Raw genomic sequence first — 19024 nt, 5'->3', positions numbered from 1 at the left:
ACGTTTTCATGTTCGTCTTACCATGGCGGTCATGGCCACGCTCATCATCACGGAAAAATCCAGTCAGGCAAAGGACCTGCGCGCCGCGCTGGGGGATCGCTACGGGCGCATCCTGCCGGCCGAGGGGCATCTGCTGCGGCTTGCCGAGCCGGACGAGGTCAATCCGGACTGGAAGCGCTGGTCGCCCACCCTGCTGAAGCCCGACGGACTCTACCCGACCCGGCCGGACAACGGCGGTAACAAAACGGCGAAGCTGGCGGCCATCAAGGCGGCGCTGAAGGGCTGCGACCAGGTCATCCTCGCCACCGACTGCGACCGCGAAGGGCAGTTGATCGGGCAGGAGATTCTGGAGCATCTGGGCTTCCGCGGGCGGGTGCAGCGCGCCCTGTTCACCGCCCAGGACCCCAAGACGATCCGCGACGCCTTCGCCAAGCTGAAGCCGAACAACGAGCTTCGCCCTCTCTACGAGGCGGCGGTGGCCCGCCAGCAGGCCGACCAGATCTTCAATCTCTCCCTGACCCGCACGGCGACCAAGACGCTGCTGGCACCGGGGACGCGCGGGGTGATCGGCATCGGGCGGGTGAAGACGCCGACCCTGTCCATCGTCTGCCTGCGCGAGCTGGAAATCCGCAACTTCAAGCCGGAGGATTATTTCGAGGTCGTGGCGACGGCCACCGCCGCGGGCGGCTCCTTCCTGATGCGCCACGCTCCGCCGCCGAAGGACCGCATCAAGGACCGCGCCCGCGCCGAGGCCATTGCCCGCGCCGCCGACGGCCATGGCGGCCCGCTGTCGGTGACGGTGGAGGACCGGCGGCAGGCCCCGCCGAAGCTCTACGACCTGCCTGCGCTGCAGAAGACCTGCGGCCAGCGCTGGGGCTGGACCGCCGACCGCACGCTGGAGGTCGCTCAGGAGCTTTACGACGGCGAGGGCAAGAAGCTCATCACCTACCCGCGCGCCGAGGCACGGTATCTGTCGGAGAACCAGATCGCCGACGTTCCGGCGATCGCCGGGGCACTGACCCGGCTGCGCGGCTTCGCCCATCTCGACCTGTCCCGCCCGGTGATCCGCCGCGGCAAGTCCGGCCATTTCTGCGACAAGGCGCTGGAGGGCGTGTCGCACCACGCCATCGTGCCCAACGTCAACGTGCTCGACGATCTGGAAAGCCGGCTGAACCGCCTGACCGACGACGAGAAGCGGCTCTACGCGCTGATCTGCCGCTCCTACCTCGCCGCCGTCATGCCCGACTACGAGTACCGGCAGACCACCGTCCTGATGAACGTGCCGGTCGAGGGCAAGCCGGTGGTTTTCCGGGCGGTCGGCCGCATCCCCTTGAAGCTCGGCTGGAAGACGGCCTTCGGCTCCGCCGAGACGGACGGCAAGCCCGACGAGAAGGAGGAGGAGCAGACCCTGCCTCCGCTGGCCGACGGCGAGCCCGCCCGCCTGTCCGACCCCCGTGTGGAAGCCAAGCGGACCCAGGCGCCACCGCGCTACAACGAGGGCACGCTGGTCGACGCCATGCAGAACGCTTGGCGCTTCGTCGAGGACCCGGCGCTCCGCGACCGGCTGAAGGAGGCCAAGGGCATTGGTACCCCGGCCACCCGTGCCGAGATCATCAAGGGCCTGCGGCGGCAGAGCCTGCTGGGCGCCGACGGCAAGTGGCTGGTGCCCACCCCCGCCGGGCTGCAACTGTTCGAGACTCTGCGCGGCGCCGCCCCCACGCTGGTCGATCCCGGCACCACCGCCCTGTGGGAGATGCGGCTGGACGAAGTGGTCGTCGGACGCGCCGATTTCCGCAGCGTCATCGACGGCATCGCCGACGAGGCCGGGCGGCTGATCGGCGTGCTGGTCGGCAACCAAGGGCCAGCGGTGGACCTCGGCGTGCGCGGCGGCCCGATCCGCGCCGGACGGGGCGCCGGGCGCCGTCGCTCCACGAGCCCGCGCGCCGCTGGAACGACGCCGCGGCCACGCACGCGCAAGGTGGCGGTCGCCGCCGTCGGCGTGGACGGCGAAGCGCCGAAGACGCCCCGGCGCAGCCGCAAGGCGAAGGCCGCGCCGGAGGTCCCCGACTCGATGAGCCCGGTGGCCGACGCTGCCCCGCCGGCCCCCGCCGCACCGCCGAGCGGGGCGCGACGCAAGGCCCCGACCGACAAGATGGTCGCCTTCGCCCGCAGCCTCGCCGACCGCAAGGGCGTCGAATTGCCGAACACGGTGCTCCAGGACTTCGATTCCTGCCGCCAGTTCCTGGACCAGCACGCGCGCTGAGCGTCGGCTTGCCCCCTCCCCGGCCCTCCCCCGCTTCGCGGGAGAGGGAGGTTTGTCCCCTCCCCTGCGACAGCGGGGGAGGGTTAGGGAGGGGGCAAAACATTCCAAGCATCTCCAAATCACCCTCCGACTGTGGCCCATGCCACAGCGGCGGCGGCGGCATCCGCCTACCCTCTCCTCCACGGACATCGAGCCACACACGGCCCCACACCCCGGAGGAGACCCAGCCCATGCGCCGCCTGACCCTGATCGCCGCCGCTGCCGCCACGCTGCTCGCCGCCCCCCACGCCTTCGCCAACGATCTCAAGACCGGCGGCATGCCGGTCAACCCGATGATGATGCAGCCGGGCTTCGGCAGCCCCTTCGCCGCGGCGCCCTCCCTGTCCAGCACCAACGTCGGCGTCGCGACGAACCTCGCGGCGGGGATCGGCAACAAGGCCAAGCAGAACGTCTTCACCATGCAGCAGGGCACCGGCGGGTCGCTGGTGAACACCAACGTCGGCGTCGCCACCAACGTCGCCGCCGGCATCGGCAACAAGGCCAAGCAGAACGTCACCGGCGTCACCTTCGGCTTCGGCAAGGGCGGCCTGCTCGACACCAACGTCGGGGTGACGACCAACGTCGCCGCTGGCATCGGCAACGCCGCCGGACAAAATCTGTTCGGTCTTAAGGCCCAGTAATCGACCCCATCCGGCGCCGCCGATCCGCAAGGCGGCGCCCCTTTCGGATTCCTCACTGGAGGACTGCCGTCATGCTCCGCTTCGCCCTGCCGGTCTTCGGTGCGCTCGCCGCCATCCTGGCCCTGGCCGGAACCCCGCAGATCGCCGCCGCCGAAAACCTCGCCTGCCAGACGGTCAACGGGAAGACGGTGTGCAGCCGCGGCTCGGGCTCGCTGTCGTGCCAGACGGTCAACGACCGGACGACCTGCGTGACCGGGCCGGGCGCGCTGACCTGCGAGACCGTCAACGGCCACACCGCCTGCCGTCGCGGCCCGTCGCAGCCGGACCTCAAGCCGATGCCGATGCCGCCGATACCCCCGCAGGCCGCCCCGATGCCCGATCACCCCTTCGGCAAAAACTTCCCTTTTGAGGAAGAGGCGTAAAGCGCCCCAGCTGTGGTCCGCCTCACAGCGGCTCCCCGGTCGGCCGCCCTAGGATCAGCGCACACCGCCGAACAGAGGAGCCCCGCCATGATCCGCATCCGCCGCTTCGCGCCGCTGCTGTCCGGCCTCGCCGCCCTGGCACTGCTGGGCGGAAAAGCCGCCGCCCAGGATGCCGGCGGCTTTTCCGTCAACCCGCAGCTGGGCGCGGCGGTCGGCATGTCGATGGGCATGGGCATGGGGATGCCGCCGCTGCTGCCGCGCCAGCCCGTCTTCGTCAACGCCGCCCGGCGCGGCGCGCCTCCGGGGGCGACGGTGACCAATCCCAACGTCAGCCGGCAGGCCACCCACCAGCAGGCCATCGCCAAGATCCGCGGCGACGCCGGCTTCCTGGGCGGCTTTAACAAGGGTCAGGCGCTGGCCGCCAGCCGCCAGCCGCCGCCGGAGCCCATCGTGCCGAACTTCACCTTCATCGACGCGCCCTTCATCGTGAACAACTTCGACAGCTCGCTGGCCCTGTCCTTCGGCGACAGCAACGTGACGGAACAGTTCATCGTCCAGGGCGCGGACGGGTCGGCCGGCGGTGGTGTCGCTGGTGGCGGTGTCGCGGAGCAAGCGGCCGCGCCGGCCCCCGTCGGTCAAGCGCCCGCTCCGGTGCAGGCCAAGGCTCCGGCACCGAAGCCCCAGCCGGGCGTGACCACCGGCAACGGCGGCCCACCGCCCGAGGGCTTCTTCGACCCGGTGATGAGCAACTTCGGCCCGCTGCCGCATCTGCCCGCGGCGCTGGCCAGCGGCGGCATCCAGTTCAACAACGTCGGCACCGCCTTCAACGCCGCCATGGGCCAAGGGAACTTTGCCTCCCAGCAGATCACCAGCATCCAGGGAAAGAAGGGCAAGCGCTGAGCCCTCCCCCCAAGGCATGGAAAAGCCCCCTTGCCGGCGGCAAGGGGGATTTCTCCGTTCAGAGCTGCGCGGTTACGCGGCGACCGGCTCGTTGGCGGCCTTGGCCGGGGTGGCGGCGGGCTGGACCACGCCCTGCGGGGCGGGCAGCGGCGCCGGGCGCGGGGTGCCGGCGGGCAGCATGTCGCCGATCGCGAGGCCCACGGCCATCAGGTTGGGCACGGCCATCGCGGTCAGCAGGATCGCCCACAGCTCCAGCGACAGGGTGCCCAGCGGGTTGGCGAACCACGCGGTCACCGCGGAGACCAGCAGCGCGCCCGACAGCCAAGCTTCCGGCTTGGCGCAGAAGGCGCCCTGGGTCCGCTTGCCGCCCTTGGCGGTGACGCGGAAGGCGTCGCGCTTGCGGACCACGCCGCGCAGAGCGGCGAGCGCCACCGTGGTGGACAGCGCCATGCCGACGGCGCAGGCCCCGAAGCTCTCCTTCCACGAGTTGCCGGAGGCGTAGCGCGAGGCCAGCAGACTCGACCCGGCACGCAGGACCAGGGCGCCCAGCACCGCGGCGGTGGCCTGGACCGGCGGCAGGTGCAGCGGCAGGACCAGCGAGGCGAAGGTCCAGGTGACCGCCGCACCGGCGGCCAGCACGCCCACCGCGTCGGACCACCAGCGCGCCCAGTTGGTCAGGTAGCCGATCTTCTGGCTGAGCGTCAGCTCCGTGGCGCCGGGCAGGAACTTGCGCCAGTGGGCGCGCAGGATCTGCGTGGAGCCGAAGACCCAGCGGTCGCGCTGCTTGCGGAACTGCATGAAGTTGTCGGGGGCGAGGCCCTGGCCCAGCCGCTCGTCCGTGTAGGCGGCGCGGTAGCCGGCCGACAGGATGCGGATGCCCAGCTCGGTGTCCTCGCAGATGCCCTCTTCCGACCAGCCGCCGACCTGTTCCATGGCGGAGCGGCGCAGCATGATCATCGTGCCGTGGCAGACGAAGGCCTGGGAGGTCAGACCCTCCTGCATGCCGACGTCGAAGAAGGGGCGGTACTCGGCGGTCATGGCGGCCTTCAGCGGCGTCTCATGGCCGTCGCGGTGCTCCTGCGGGGCCTGGACGATGCCGACGCGCGGGTCGGCGAAGGTCGGGGCCAGCTTGTTCAGCCAATCCGGCTCCACCGTGTAGTCGGCGTCGAGCACGGCGACGATCTCGGCGCGCGGGTCGGTGTGGCGCAGCGCGGCGTTCAGCGCGCCAGCCTTGAAACCGGTGATCTTCTTGTACCAGTGGAACTTGAACTTCGGACCCAGCTCGGCGCACAGCTCCTCGACCGGGCGGACCAGCGCCTCGTCCTCGGTGTTGTTGATGAGGACGACGACCTCGTAGTCCGGATAATCGACGCGGGCCAGCGAGGTCAGCGTGGCGGCCAGCACGTCCGGCTGCTCGCGGCAGGCGGCGATGTGCACGGACACCATCGGCTTGTGCTCCGGCACCGCGGGAACCCGCGGCAGCAGGGCCGGGGCGCGGCCGGTGAACAGGCGGCGGGCCACTTCGGTCAGGTCGGCGAAGGCCACCGACATCATCAGGGCGCCCAGCAGGAAGGCGGAGCCCCAGGTGGTCGCCGCACCGAAGGTGAAGTATTCGGCGTAGGCGCCGGCGACGGCCGAGCCGACGCCGAAGCCGACGATGTTGGCGCCCACCGAGGCGGCCAGCGCGTAGGTCATGTTGGTGCGGCGGCGGAAGGCGGCGAAGGCCGACAAAGCGAGGCCGAGGGCCAGCGCCACGGCGGCGCCGGCACGGTCGCCCCACGGGGCCGGGACGTCGCCGGCCAGCGGCCATTTCGGCGCGCGGTCGGCGTCGAGCACGCCCCAGGTCGGACCCGGCGAGCCTTCGATGCTGGACTTCCACACGCCGTCGAACGCCTCGACCACGTTGTAGTCGATGCCGAGCATCCCCGCCTCGGCGGCGAAGTTGCGGACGACGAAGGCCTGGGCCTGCGGCGTTGGGTAGGCGTCGTGGAAGTTCTCGCCGCCCGACGGCCAGCCCACCTCGCCCACGAACAGCGGCTTGCCCGGATGCGCCTTGCGCACGGTGTCCAGCCGGTCGCGGATCCAGGTCAGCGCCTTGTCCACCGGAACGCCTTCCCAGTAGGGCAGGACGTGGACGCCCATGTAGTCGGACGCCGCGATGGTCTCCTTGGCCTTGACGATCTCCGACCACACGTCGGCGGTGCCGACCTTGATGTGCTTCGGCACGCCGGCGCGGACGCGGCGGATGTAGGAGGCCAGCTCCGCGTCGGTCAGCTCGGCGCGCAGCAGCGTCTCGTTGCCGACCACCACGCGCTCGATGCCGCGCACGGTGCGGGACAGCACGATGGCGCGGGCGACCTCGCGCTCGTTGCGGGCCTTGTCGTCGCTCAGCCAGACGCCCAGCGTGACGTCCAGGCCATGCTTGGCGGCGATGGCCGGCACGTCGCCCTGGGAGCCCAGCGTGGAATAGGTGCGCACACCGTCGGCGAAGCCGGCGATGGCGGTCATGTCGCGGTCCAGCTCCACCGCATCGACCACCGGCTGGTGGTTCGGGTCGTAGCTGCGGCCCGACGGGGAGTAGGAGACGGATTCGATGCGACCCGGCACGGCGTCCACAGGAGTGGGCGCGTTGCGCCAGGACCAGAAGGACGCGTGGCCGGCAGTCACGGCGAGCATCGCCGCGGCCAAGGCCGCAGACCGGATCGAACGCTTCGGGTTGCTCATGTGGGGATTTCGCAAGCCTGGGTAGGATGGGTGGCGGGCGCCACCGGACACACAGACGAACGTGCGCTGCAAAAAACTATTCCCGCGCCCGCGTCGATTTTTTTACGGGTGGCCGCCCGGATTACCAAATCGGGAACGGCCGCCGTCCCGCTCCTGTTGGCATCACCAACCGCAACGACCGGAGACGACGAAATGACCGGCAAAAAGGTCGATGTGACCGCGCTGGAGGAAACGATGGACGAGGTGGTCGAAACCCTCGACCTCGCCGAACAGGCCGCCGGCTATGTTCGGAAGGAAAGCAGCGACCCCATGGACCAGGCCCGCGCCGCCGCCGTGCAGAAGCAGGCCGAAGCCATGCTCGACGCCGCCGAGCAGGCCGCTTCCGGTGGCGAACGGCCACAGCGCAGCAACCCCTCCCCCCTGCCGGGCATGCGCCGCCCGCCGCTGGTGAATTGAACCTACTGGAATCTTTGGCCCCCTCCCCGACCCTCCCCCGCTCTGCGGGAGAGGGTGCCTTCCACGACGCGGCGGCAGTCCCCTCCACCTCGCAGAGGGGGAGGGTTAGGGAGGGGGCAGAGGTCGCCTATTTTCCTTCGACCGACTTTTGCTCAGCCGACGCCCCACCCGCCGTCCGTTTCTGCCCCTCCGGACACAGCTCCAGCAGAACGCACCGCTCGCAGGCCGGGTTGCGGTAAAAGCAGACCCGCTGCCCGTGCAGCATCATCACCTCGTGATGATCATAGATCTCCTGGGCCGTCCAGTCCGGGGGAAGCCGCGCCTCCAGGATGGTGTGCGACGGGCCGACCGCCACGCTGGATGGAATCAGCCCGGTCCGCACCGCGACGCGGTGATGGTGGCTGTCCACCGGCAAGGCGGGGCGACGCAGGCTGCTGAAGCTCATCACCGCGGCGCTGGTCTTCGGGCCGACGCCGGGAAGCGCCTGCAGCCAGGCCCGCGCCTCCGGCACCGTCATTTCCGCCAGGAAATCCAGGGAAAGCTCGCCGCGCAACTCGGTGATCCGCCGCAGGATCGCCTGGATGCGCGGCGCCTTCTGCTCCGGCCACGTCACCCCGGCGATGACCGTCTCGACCTCCGCCGGGTCCGCGTCGCGCACAGCGGCCCAATCCTCCCCCCAGCGTGCCCGCAAAGCGCGGAAGGCCGCGCCGGAGGCCACGTTGCGCGTGCGGTGCGACAGCAGCGAGGACACCAGTTCGCTCAGCGGGTCGAGCGCGCGGAAATAGGCGATCGGGCAGCCGAAGATCAGGCAGAGCCGGCGGTGGATCTCCAGCAGCTTCTCGTCGGGCAAAGCCGCGGGCAACAAGGCGAAAGACGCCTGATCGCCGTTGGCCTTGAGACGGCGCTTCACGGGGCCGTCACACCGCCCGACCGGCCGCCCTCCGGCAGCATCAGCCCCTCGTCCGCCGCCATGGCGCGGGCGCGGGGGTCGGCCTGCACGGCGCGGGCGGTGCTGCGGGCACGGTCCTGGACCCGCCGGAAGGCCCGGATCAGGGCCTGGGCCTCCGCCCGCTCCTGCTCGTCGCGCCGCGACTCCGCGGCTTCCGACGCGGCGATCTTGCCGGCGGTGGACCGCTGCGTCTCGCTGTAGCCGAAGAGGCCGGGCTCCCAGCGCTTCAGGTTGGCGTAGGCCAGGGCACGGGCGGAGCCATCCAGCCCCTGCCCCTCCTCCCAGGCGGCGCGGGCGGCGTGCAACTCGTCGGCCAGCACCCGCTGGGGCGGGCGCGGCGGCGGTGGTGGCGGCTGATGCAGCCGGGTGCGCGCCGCCTTCAGGGCGGCCACGCGGTCCGGATCGTCACGCCAACGGCGGGCGTCCGCGGCGGCGTCGCGCCACGCGCCGATGAGCCGTTCCGGATCGGGTGCGGTGTCCCGCTTCGTCGATGCCATGGCCCTCCCCGTTGCAAGGGAAACGAACGCAATGCTTTCGTCGTCAAGGATCTATGCCATGGCGCCGCAAAGGCCAGACCGGGAAGGGCGGTAATCCTGAGGGTGCGGTCAGTCCGCCGCCCTACCCAGCAGATAGTCGATGTCCCCGCCTTCAAGGGCACTGATGAGACCGCTGCCCTCGATGGTTGCGTCGGACAGGTTTCCTTTGCGCCGTTGCAAGTCGAGGATGCGCTCCTCCACCGTGTCGGCGGCGATCAGCTTGTAGACGAAGACCGGCTTGTCCTGGCCAATTCGGTAGGCACGGTCGGTCGCCTGATCCTCCGCCGCCGGGTTCCACCACGGATCGTAGTGGATCACCGTGTCCGCCGCCGTCAGGTTCAGGCCGCGCCCGCCCGCCTTCAGGCTGATGAGGAAAACCGGCACCTCGCGGTTCTGGAAGCGGTTCACCGGCTCGGCGCGGTCCAGCGTGCGCCCGGTCAGCTCGACATAGCCGATCTTCGCCTCCTCCAGCCGCAACTTGATGAGGTCGAGCATGGAGGTGAACTGCGAGAAGATCAGGATGCGCCGGCCTTCCGGCACCATCTCCAGCACCATGTCGGTCAGGGCGTCGAGCTTCGCGGTCTCCTTCACCTTGCCGGCGGCGGGGATCTTGACCAGACGCGGGTCGCAGCAGACCTGCCGCAGCTTCAGAAGCGCGTCGATGATGGTGATGGCGTTGCGCGACACCCCGCTGACCGCCAGCGCCGCCCGCACCGTCTCGTTCACCGACAGGCGGATGGTCTCGTAGAGGTCACGCTGCGCCGGCTCCAGGTCGATGCGCACCACCACCTCGGTCTTCGGCGGCAGCTCCTTGGCCACCGCCTCCTTGGTGCGGCGCAGCAGGAAGGGGCGGATGCGGCGCATCAGCTGCTTGGCGCGGGTGCCGTCGGCGCGCTTCTCGATGGGGGTGCGGTAACGGCGCCCGAACTCCTTGCGGTCGCCGAGCAGGCCGGGCATCAGGAAGGCGAACTGGCTCCACAGCTCGCCGAGATTGTTCTCCACCGGCGTGCCGGACAGGCAGAGCCGGTTGCGGGCGTTCAGCGCGCAGACGGCGCGGGTCGCCTTGCTGTCCGGATTCTTGATGGCCTGCGCCTCGTCGAGGATCAGCAGATGCCAGTCCCGGCGCTTCAGCACCTCGACGTCGCGGCCGACCACGCCGTAGGTGGTCACCACGATATGGGCGCGGTCGAGGTCGCCCAGCTTCTCGTGCCGATCCAGACCATGCAGCACGACCACCCGCAGGTGCGGCGTGAAGCGCTGCGCCTCGGCCACCCAGTTGGGGACGAGGCTGGTCGGCACGACGACGAGGCAGGGGTCGGTCAGCCGGCCCTCCTTCTCCTCCATGGCGATGTGGGCCAGCGTCTGGGCCGTCTTGCCCAGGCCCATATCGTCGGCCAGGATGCCGGCCACCCGGTTGGCCCGCAGCCCCTGCATCCAGGCGAGGCCGACGCGCTGATAGTCGCGCAGCGTGCCTTGGAAGCCCGACGGCGGGTCCATCTCCGCCGGCATCTCCTGCTCCTGGATGGTGCGCAGGTAGCGGTCGATCTGACCGGTGTCCTCGGTGCGCCGCGCGATCAGGTCGTCAATGTCCAGCAGCCCGTCGGCTTCGGTCAGCGGCACCTTCAGCGTGTCGTCGAGCCGCCGCCCGCTGTCGAGCATGGATTCCAGGACGCTGAGCAGCCGTTCGACCCGCTCCGCCGGCAGGGCCAGCACGTTGCCGTCGTCCAGCACCAGATGGGCGCGCCCGTCGATGACGCGGGTCGCCTCCATGCCGCCGCGCTCGATCAGGGTCGCCAAAATGGGCAGCAGAGCGCGGCGCTCCCCGTCGATCTCCACGCCGACGTCGAGGTCGAACCAGCCGTCGCCGGAATCGCGCACGGCGACCGCCACCTCCTCGTTCGCCTCGACGACGCGGGTGCCGAAATCGGCGCCGATTTCGACGGTCCAGCCGTCCTTGCGCAGGGACGGCACCTCGGTCTTCAGAAAGGCCGCCCAGCGCTCCTCGGCGTCCTTGCCGGTCAGCCAGTGGACGCGAGTGCCGCGGGCGTTCAATTGGCCCTTGGGCGGCTCGATGCGCGCCTGGGCAAAGCCGAAGGCGGCCAGCCTTTCCAGCGCGCCCTGCTCCAGCGCCTTGTCGCGGCGAACGAAGACCGCCCCGGCGGGTTCCTCGACGCGGGCGAACTGGCGCTGGTCGTCGGGCTCGATCTCTGAGGGCGAATCCTCCTCACCATAGTCGAAGGCCAACCGCAGCACGTCCACCAGACCGCCGTCCGGCGACACCACCCGGCCCAGCCGGGCGACGACGCGCGGGTCACGCTCGACGATGGTCGCGGCGGGATCGGAGCCCATGCGCACGCCGCCGGGCATGCCCGCGGCGAAGGCGGAGGCCGCCGGGAAATCCGGGCGCTCCGGAGCGGAGCGGGCCGCTGCCGGCCGGGCGGAGGCCTTCAGGGACGCCGCCTTGAGGGCCGCCGTCTTCGACGGCGCCGCCTTCACGGCGGGCGGCGGGACCGCGGCCTTGGGCTTCGGCACCTCCACCACCTGCAACTCAACGGGGCAGACGGTGCCGGCCTTCGGATCGACGCACCAGTAGCCCAGCCCCTTGATCAGCGCGGCGCCGGGCGGCAGGCCGGTCGGGCGCAGCTTGCGCGTCGCCGGGTCTCGGAAGGCGCGGATGGTCATCCCCGCCCCCTCCGCCAGCGTTGTCCCGCCGCGCCAGCGTAGCCGCCCGCAGCCGAGGAGCCTGCGCAGGATGCGGTCCACCACGTCGCCGCGGCTCTTGGCGACCGGCGTGCGCACCACCCCGCCGCCGCCGAGCATCCGGGCGATGGCACGGTCCACGTCGCCGTCCAGGCTGCGCGGCGCGCGGGCCAGCACGTCGCGCGGGCTGGCCGGAGTGGACACGTCGTCGCCCTCCCCCGCCCCCTCCACCGCGATGACGGCGGAGACGAACATGGCCGCGTCGTCCTTGCCCGGCTCCAGGGTCCAGCGGACGCTGAGCACCGGATCGGGGGGCGGGGGCGGCGGAGAAGGTTCCGGAATCGGCGGCGGCGCGGGAGCCGCATCGGGAACCGCCTGGAGCGCTGGCGGCTCCTCCGCCGGATGGGCCGCCGGGGGCGCGTCGAACAGGGACATCTGCCGCCCTTCCGGACGGGCGTCCAGCGTCATCAGCGCCGCCGCGGCCATGTGGGCGCAGGCGTTGCGCCCGCAGGTACAGCTTTTGTCGAAGACCACCCGGCTGCGCCCGCGCACCGGAACGACCGTCACCGACAGCGTCCGGCCGAGGTCGGTCACAGTGGCGGCGATCCGCGCCTCCGCCTCCAGAAGCGTCACCGCCCCGGTCAGGATGAGCGTGCGCCCGCGCTGCAGCGTCTTCGCATCGAAGACGCGCGCCAGATCCTCCTGCGAAAAGGAGACCGTCGCGCTGGCGGTGGCGGCGGCGCGGGGAAGGGAACCGAACAGCGACATGGGCCGGAAGGGATACCGAAAAAGCAGAACGGGTCAGGAACGGGGGCGTCGGTATAAGCCCACACCATGCCCCGTCGCAAGCCCGCTCTCAACCCTCAACCGACACCGCAAGGCAAACATTCCGGTTGCCAAGTCCAGGGAAGACCAACCCTGGACGGTCGCGGCATCCGGCAAGGAAAACAGCCGCTACAGCCGTTCCAGGAAACTGTTCAGCGGCGGCATCGGACCGCAGACCGGGGATTCCTCACGGAGCAGATAGGCGAAATGCTTCAGCATCGGCTCGGCGTTGGTGCGGTCGCCGAGCGCGTAGGTGGCGACGCCGAACAGAACGACCAGGGCGAGGACCAGCGGGCTGAGGTTCAGGCGCGACGGGGTCATCCGGTTGAAGCTCTGCGCGAAGGCCGCCACCGCCAGCCCGCCGAGGACGAGGCCGACCACCACCTCCGTCACCGAATGGTAGCGCAGCAGGATGCGCGAGGCCGCCACTCCCACCACCAGGCCGAGGGCGCCGAGGACCACCACGCCACGCCGCCAGCCGTCCAGCGAGCGCGCCGCCATCACCCCGACCGCCCCATAGACGGCGGCGGCGAGCGCGGCGTGGCCGCTGGGGCTGGTCAGCCGGTCGTCGAACAGGCGGATGCCGCAGGCGTGCCCCAGGATCTTCAGAAGCGCCACCGAGCCCATCAGCATGGCCAGCACGGCCAGCCAGCGCGCCGCCGAGACCGCCGAATGGCGGCGCCACAGCATCACGATCAGGATGCCCGCCACCGGAAGCACGAAGGACGTGCTGCCGAGAAGCGAGATCGCTTTGTTGACGTGCCAGAGGTTCAGATGTCCCACGGTCCTCGCCGCTCCCTTTCCATTCAGCGCATGCGAACGAGCATTCCGTCCCGGTAGTTCCAGGCCGCCGTGCTCTTTCCGTCGGACGCCGGCAGCGAAACGGTCAGTGTCCGCTCAGCCTGCTCCACCTTCGGCGCGTCGCTGCAGGTCCCGAACGGCAGCGAGACGGAGGGCTTGGTCCCGCCGAGGTCGAGGACGCGGAAGCGCGCGGCGCATTTGCCGTCCACGCTCTCCTGAAGCAGCACCAGCCAGCGCCCTTCCATGTTGTAGGCGTTCACGAAGGACAGGGTGCGCCCCTCGCGGTCCTCGTAGACGACGCGGTCGTTGACGGTCACCTGGATGACCTTCGGGCCGAGTTCGACCATCTGGACGACCTCGTTGCCGATGGCCGCGGACACCAGCACCGCGGCGCCGGACCGGTCGTCCGCCGCCTGCGCCGTCGCGATTGCCGCCGCCCCGATCGTTGCCGTCACGGAAAGCGCCGTCAGCAACCCCACCGGCCCCATAACGGCGCGGCTCAGAAACGTCATGCCCATAGCTGTTCTCAAATGCCCTTCTGGCTGGTCGTTCTCCACGCCAAGGTAAGCCCAACCGCCGCCATTCTGTAGTCCGTCAAAGGGCTGACATCCGCTTGCCGGAAAAATTTCACGAGCCGGACGATTTTGGTTGCCTTCCGGTCACGGCCCGATTAAAAACCGCGCCACCGCAGACGACGGCCTCGCCGACGCCGCGGCAGAGAGAAGCGCCCGTAGCTCAGCTGGATAGAGCACCAGACTACGAATCTGGGGGTCAGGAGTTCGAAATCTCTTCGGGCGCGCCACTCTCCTCTTCCCATACAAATTCCCATGACGCTTCGCTGAACGCGGTTGGATCAGGTGATCCGACGGCGTTATTGTCGTTTTCAGCGGTCGTTGCGCCCACCGCCGCGGGCGTGCCGAAGGGGAGTAAGCCGTCATGACGGGACCACGGACGGCCACGCCGCTGGCGGAGCAGGACTTGCCGGCTCTTGCGGCTCTTCTCGCCATGGAAGGCTTGCCGAACCAGGACATCACCGCCGCAGGGCGGTTCTTCTGGCGCGTGGACGCCCTCGACGGGTTCCTGGGGTACGGCGGCTTGGAGGTTTATGGGCGCGACGGGCTACTGCGCTCGGTCGTCGTGCCGCCGGAGCGCCGCCGCAAGGGCGATGGCTGCGCGGTCGTGGACGCGATCTCCCGAGAAGCCGTGGCGCTCGGCCTGGAGCGGCTGTGGCTGTTGACCATCGGCGCCGCCGGCTTCTTCGAACGCATCGGCTTCGCGCGCGCGGAGCGCGGCGACGCGCCGCCGGACATCCGCGCCAGCGCGCAATTCGCCGGGCTGTGCCCCGGCAGCGCCGTTTGCCTGCGCCGCGACCTCGTCTCGACCGCAGCGGGAATGGACGGTCGCGGAAAGCTGTAGAGAAATGGTGGGCCCGGCCGGATTCGAACCGACGACAACACCGTTATGAGCGGCGCGTTCTAACCGCTGAACTACAGGCCCCCACCGAGGGATGCCGAATGTGCCCAGAACCGGGAGCTTATGCAACCCCGTTCGACAGGGGCCGCCACCAAAATGAAGACGCCAAAATGAAAACAGGGGACCCGAAGGTCCCCCGCTTTTCATACGATCGCAGTCCGTATCGAGCCTGCCTCGGAAACCTCAGGTGTCCAGGAAGCTGCGCAGCTTGCGCGACCGCGACGGGTGCTTCAGCTTGCGCAGCGCCTTCGCCTCGATCTGGCGGATGCGCTCGCGCGTCACGTTGAACTGCTGGCCGACCTCTTCCAGCGTGTGGTCGGTGTTCATGCCGATGCCGAAGCGCATGCGCAGCACACGCTCCTCGCGCGGGGTCAGCGAGGCCAGGACGCGGGTCGTCGTCTCGCGCAGGTTCGCCTGGATGGCGGCGTCGAGCGGCAGGACCGCGTTCTTGTCCTCGATGAAGTCGCCGAGATGCGAATCCTCCTCGTCGCCGATCGGCGTTTCGAGGGAGATCGGCTCCTTGGCGATCTTCAGGACCTTGCGGACCTTCTCCAGCGGCATCATCAGGCGTTCCGCCAGCTCCTCCGGGGTCGGCTCGCGGCCGATCTCGTGCAGCATCTGGCGGCTGGTGCGGACCAGCTTGTTGATCGTCTCGATCATGTGGACCGGGATGCGGATGGTCCGCGCCTGGTCGGCGATCGAGCGGGTGATCGCCTGACGGATCCACCACGTCGCGTAGGTCGAGAACTTGTAGCCGCGCCGGTACTCGAACTTGTCCACCGCCTTCATCAGGCCGATGTTGCCCTCCTGGATCAGGTCCAGGAACTGCAGGCCGCGGTTCGTGTACTTCTTCGCGATGGAGATCACGAGGCGCAGGTTGGCCTCGACCATCTCCTTCTTCGCGCGGCTCGCTTCCTTCTCGCCCTTCTGGACGGTGGAGACGATGCGGCGGAACTCGCTGATCGGCAGCTTGGCCTCATCCGAGATGCTCGACACGCCGTCGCGCGTCTTGCGGATGTCGGCCTCGTACTTGTCGTAGAACTTGCCCCAGGTCTTGGGGTTCAGGCCGCGAATGCGCTCCAGCCAGTTCGGGTCGAGCTCGTGCCCGAAATAGTGGTTCAGGAAGTCCTCGCGCTTCACGCGGCAGTCGGTCGCCATGCGCAGCAGCTTGCCCTCGAAGCCGGTCAGCTTGCGGTTCAGGGCGTAGAGCTGCTCGACAAGCTGCTCGATGCGCTGGTTGTTCAGGCGCACCGTGTTCATCAGCTCGACCATCTCGGTCTTGAGCTTGTCGTACTTCTTGTCCGACTGCTTGGCCACGTCCTCGCCGCGCTGGATGGCCGCGATGCGGCCCTCGTGCAGCTTGTGCAGCTTGTCGTAGGTGGTCTTGATCTTCTCGAAGGTCTCGATGACCTGCGGCTTCAGCGCGGCTTCCATGGCCGACAGGGACAGGCTGTTCTCGCCATCCTCGTCGCCTTCCTCCTCGCTTTCGCCCTCGGGACGCGGCGGACGCTCCTCCTCGGTCTCCTCCGGGGCGGCTTCCACCGTCTCGGCCAGACCTTCGGGGATCTCCTCACCGTCCGGGCCGCCGCCATAGGTGGCGTCCAGGTCGATGATGTCGCGCAGCAGCATTTTCCCTTCCATGAGGGCGTCGTGCCACTCGAGGATGGCGCGGATGGTCAGCGGCGATTCGCAGATCGCCCCGATCATCATCTCGCGACCGGCCTCGATGCGCTTGGCGATGGCGATTTCGCCCTCGCGGGACAGCAGCTCGACCGACCCCATCTCGCGCAGATACATGCGCACGGGGTCGTCGGTGCGGCCGATGTCGTCATCGTCCAGATTGCCGGCGGACCGGCCTTCGCCCTCGCCGTCGGCGTTGGCGTTGCCTTCCGAGTCCTGCTCTTCCGATTCGACGATGTTGATGCCCATCTCGGAGAGCATGGCCATCGTGTCTTCGATCTGCTCGGAAGACGACGTATCCTGCGGCAGGGCAGCGTTCAGCTCGTCATAGGTGACGTAGCCACGCTCCTTGCCGCGGGCGATCATCTTCTTGACGGCAAGACCCATGCCGTCCATGAGCGGGCCGTCGCCGGCCTCGTCCCGGGCTTCGGAAACTTCAACGCTGTTCGCAGCTTTCGTGGCCATGCGATCGATGCCCCCGCATTACCCCATTATAAAAACCCATAGCACGCATCGCAGCGGCCCCCCGCTGTCGATCCGTACCTGCTTAAACCGGTTGTGAACCGTTCCGGACCGTGTCCGGACAGACCCCTTCGGGTCTCATTCCCTCCGGCCCTTCCCTTCCGCACCACGCCCGGCGGCGCTGGCCGCTAGGCATCGTCGAGATCCTCGTCATCCGTCATTCCCATTCCGGACCTGATGACCTCCTGTTGAAGGGCCACGACCCGCGCGAAGTTCGCCTCGCTGTTGTCACGGGCCAAAGCCGCCTCCGCTTCTCTCAAATCGGCCATCACCTGCCTGTGATGCAGGTGATGCCATGTCGGCCACCACCCCCGTTTTGCGTCCAAGGAGGACGCATCCGGGCGTGCAAAGCCGGCATGGACATAGGTCAACTCGCTGAGCAGAGAGCGGACAATGGTATCATAGCCGGCGGAAGACAAGTGGCGACAAAGCGATGCGGCGTCAAGTCCCGAGTCGTTTTCCCGCCGTTCGGCAAGCAATCCGATGACCGCTTGGCGCAATTCCTCCAATTCCCGGTCGGGAAACGGCAGCATGCCCAGCGATTCGCCCAACTCATCAAACAACTCGGGATGATTGATGATCACGGCGAGCAGAACGCGCTCCCGCGCAGCGGCCAGATTGCCGGGGTTGCGGCGGCGGTGGCCGGGCGGCGGCGCGGTGCGCAGACCCGGCAGGCCCGGCGTGTGCCGGCGCGTCTGCTGGCCGAAGCGCCCGCCCCCCTGCCCCCGCCTTGCCAGGAGCCGCCCGAAACCCAGGGGCCGCGCTCGTTGCGCTGGCGCGGAGGCGGGGCGAAGGCTTCGTCGACGCGGCGGCGCATCTCCGTGCGGTAGAAAATCTGCACGTCGCGGTCGGCGATCTGCCCGACCCGGGCGTCCAGCGCCGCCTTCACCGCCGCCTTCGATTCGGGAGTGTCGGTGGGCTTGCCCTCGGTCTCCATGCGCCAGACCGCCTCGGACAGCGGGATGGCCTCGCCCAGCAGCTCCTGCATGGCGCGGGGGCCGTGCAGGCGGATCAGGCTGTCGGGGTCCTCCCCCTCCGGCAGGAAGGCGACGCGGGCGGAATGGCCGGGGGCGAGGTGCGGCAGGATGCGCTCCACCGCCCGCCACGCCGCCCGGCGCCCGGCGTTGTCGCCGTCGAAGCAGAGGAAGGGCACCTTTTCCGCGTCGGGGATCAGCTTCCACAACTCCTGGACCTGCGTCTCGGTCAGGGCGGTGCCGAGCGGGGCCACCGCGCCCTCGAAGCCGGCGCGGACCAGCGCGATGACGTCCATGTAGCCTTCGGCGACGATCACCGGCTTGCCGTCCGCCGCCGCCTGCCGCGCCCGCGACAGGCCATACAACAGCGTGCCCTTGTGGAACAGCGGCGTGTCGGCGGTGTTGACGTATTTCGGGCCGTCGCCTTCCAGGATGCGCCCGCCGAAGGCGACCACCCGGCCGCGCCGGTCGGTCACCGGGAAGATCACCCGGTTGCGGAAGAAGCTGTAGGGCGTGCGCCCGTCCTCCGGCCGCTTCAGCAGGCCGGCGGTCACCATGTCCTCTTCCGAGAAGCCCTGCTTCAGCAGTTGGCTGCGCAGCGCGCCGGAATCGCCGGGGGCGAAGCCCAGGCGGAAGCGCGCCATGCCCTCGGTGTCCAGCCCGCGGCGCTGGAAATACTCCAGCCCGGCGCGCCCCGTGGGGGCGTAGAGCTGCTGCTCGAACCAGCGGGCGGCCTGCTCCACCAGATCGTGCAGCGTCTTGCGCCGCTCGTAGCGCTGCTTGTCCTCCTCGGTGGCGCGGGGGACCGGCAGCCCCGCCTCGCCGGCCAGCGCTTCCACCGCCTCCGGGAAGGCGAGGTTGTCGTGGCGCATGACGAAGCCGATGATGTCGCCGTGCGCTCCGCAGCCGAAGCAATGAAAGAAGCCCTTCTGGTCGTTGACGTAGAAGGAGGGCGACTTCTCGTTGTGGAAGGGGCACGGCGCCTTGTACTCGCGGCCGGCGCGGATCAGGCGCAGGCGCTTGCCCACCACGTCCGACAAAGCGAGACGGGTGCGCAGCTCCTCCAGGAATTGGGGCGGAAAGGCCATGGGCGGGCGGCCCCCGTGCTAGATCGGAAAC

15 protein-coding genes and 2 tRNA genes are annotated in these 19024 nt (G+C 69.6%); 7 read left to right on the top strand and 10 right to left on the bottom strand.

Annotated elements, in window-relative coordinates:
- The first annotated feature begins 31 nt into the window (after positions 1–31).
- From ACWPN7_RS23135 to ACWPN7_RS23120, 4 genes are all read left to right on the top strand, one after another.
- On the top strand, positions 32–2263 hold the full coding sequence (locus tag ACWPN7_RS23135; protein WP_459196448.1) for a DNA topoisomerase: 2232 nt from the start codon (positions 32–34) through the stop codon (positions 2261–2263).
- A 230-nt stretch (positions 2264–2493) separates the two neighbouring features.
- The gene (locus ACWPN7_RS23130) at positions 2494–2943 is read left to right on the top strand and encodes a hypothetical protein (protein WP_038526988.1); all 450 of its coding nucleotides are present in this window, start codon (positions 2494–2496) and stop codon (positions 2941–2943) included.
- A gap of 71 nt (positions 2944–3014) precedes the next feature.
- Positions 3015–3365: a hypothetical protein gene (locus tag ACWPN7_RS23125; RefSeq protein ID WP_459196447.1), complete on the top strand. Its 351-nt coding sequence runs from the start codon at positions 3015–3017 to the stop codon at positions 3363–3365.
- Positions 3366–3452: 87 nt separating this feature from the next.
- On the top strand, positions 3453–4265 hold the full coding sequence (locus tag ACWPN7_RS23120; protein ID WP_149648521.1) for a hypothetical protein: 813 nt from the start codon (positions 3453–3455) through the stop codon (positions 4263–4265).
- A gap of 72 nt (positions 4266–4337) precedes the next feature.
- Here the strand turns inward: ACWPN7_RS23120 and ACWPN7_RS23115 are convergent, their stop codons facing one another.
- Positions 4338–6989, bottom strand: a complete 2652-nt coding sequence (locus tag ACWPN7_RS23115) for a glycosyltransferase (RefSeq protein WP_451992410.1) — start codon at positions 6987–6989, stop codon at positions 4338–4340.
- Between the two features lie 192 nt (positions 6990–7181).
- On the opposite strand from ACWPN7_RS23115, the gene ACWPN7_RS23110 reads away from it, so the two are divergent.
- Positions 7182–7445 carry a hypothetical protein gene (locus ACWPN7_RS23110; protein WP_038526977.1) on the top strand — a complete coding sequence of 88 codons (264 nt, stop codon included), beginning with the start codon at positions 7182–7184 and terminating at the stop codon, positions 7443–7445.
- Between the two features lie 127 nt (positions 7446–7572).
- On the opposite strand, the gene ACWPN7_RS23105 is transcribed toward ACWPN7_RS23110, so the two are convergent.
- The 5 genes from ACWPN7_RS23105 to ACWPN7_RS23085 all read right to left on the bottom strand — a co-directional run bounded on the left by ACWPN7_RS23105 (position 7573) and on the right by ACWPN7_RS23085 (position 13768).
- Positions 7573–8355 (bottom strand): endonuclease III domain-containing protein, encoded by a 783-nt coding sequence (locus ACWPN7_RS23105; RefSeq protein ID WP_459196446.1) that lies wholly within the window; start codon positions 8353–8355, stop codon positions 7573–7575.
- A complete protein-coding gene (locus ACWPN7_RS23100) occupies positions 8352–8891 on the bottom strand; it encodes a hypothetical protein (RefSeq protein WP_038526974.1) in 540 nt (179 codons plus the stop codon). The genes ACWPN7_RS23105 and ACWPN7_RS23100 overlap by 4 nt, the downstream gene beginning before the upstream one ends.
- Before the next feature lie 108 nt (positions 8892–8999).
- Complete coding sequence (locus ACWPN7_RS23095) at positions 9000–12398, bottom strand: DEAD/DEAH box helicase (protein ID WP_459196445.1); 3399 nt, start codon at positions 12396–12398, stop codon at positions 9000–9002.
- A 186-nt stretch (positions 12399–12584) separates the two neighbouring features.
- On the bottom strand, positions 12585–13238 hold the full coding sequence (locus ACWPN7_RS23090) for a phosphatase PAP2 family protein (protein ID WP_051140303.1): 654 nt from the start codon (positions 13236–13238) through the stop codon (positions 12585–12587).
- Between the two features lie 23 nt (positions 13239–13261).
- Positions 13262–13768 carry a hypothetical protein gene (locus tag ACWPN7_RS23085; protein WP_144243458.1) on the bottom strand — a complete coding sequence of 169 codons (507 nt, stop codon included), beginning with the start codon at positions 13766–13768 and terminating at the stop codon, positions 13262–13264.
- Positions 13769–13980: 212 nt separating this feature from the next.
- Here ACWPN7_RS23085 and ACWPN7_RS23080 point away from each other — a divergent pair.
- Both ACWPN7_RS23080 and arsN2 read left to right on the top strand, forming a co-directional pair.
- Positions 13981–14058 (top strand) — tRNA-Arg (locus tag ACWPN7_RS23080).
- Between the two features lie 134 nt (positions 14059–14192).
- Positions 14193–14672 (top strand): arsenic resistance N-acetyltransferase ArsN2, encoded by a 480-nt coding sequence (gene arsN2, locus ACWPN7_RS23075; RefSeq protein ID WP_051657793.1) that lies wholly within the window; start codon positions 14193–14195, stop codon positions 14670–14672.
- A gap of 5 nt (positions 14673–14677) precedes the next feature.
- Here arsN2 and ACWPN7_RS23070 read toward each other — a convergent pair.
- The 4 genes from ACWPN7_RS23070 to dnaG all read right to left on the bottom strand — a co-directional run bounded on the left by ACWPN7_RS23070 (position 14678) and on the right by dnaG (position 18993).
- A tRNA-Ile gene (locus ACWPN7_RS23070) sits at positions 14678–14753 on the bottom strand.
- A 159-nt stretch (positions 14754–14912) separates the two neighbouring features.
- Complete coding sequence (rpoD, locus tag ACWPN7_RS23065) at positions 14913–16874, bottom strand: RNA polymerase sigma factor RpoD (RefSeq protein ID WP_103039999.1); 1962 nt, start codon at positions 16872–16874, stop codon at positions 14913–14915.
- 185 nt (positions 16875–17059) lie between these two features.
- Positions 17060–17515: a hypothetical protein gene (locus tag ACWPN7_RS23060; protein ID WP_492273453.1), complete on the bottom strand. Its 456-nt coding sequence runs from the start codon at positions 17513–17515 to the stop codon at positions 17060–17062.
- The gene (gene dnaG, locus ACWPN7_RS23055; protein ID WP_492273452.1) at positions 17512–18993 is read right to left on the bottom strand and encodes a DNA primase; all 1482 of its coding nucleotides are present in this window, start codon (positions 18991–18993) and stop codon (positions 17512–17514) included. Before dnaG ends, ACWPN7_RS23060 begins: the two co-directional genes overlap by 4 nt.
- Positions 18994–19024 lie beyond the last annotated feature (31 nt).

Source organism: Azospirillum sp. UENF 312511, from assembly GCF_058780635.1.
Note: the sequence above shows the minus strand (reverse complement) of the source record. Positions and strands in the feature narration are given on the sequence as shown.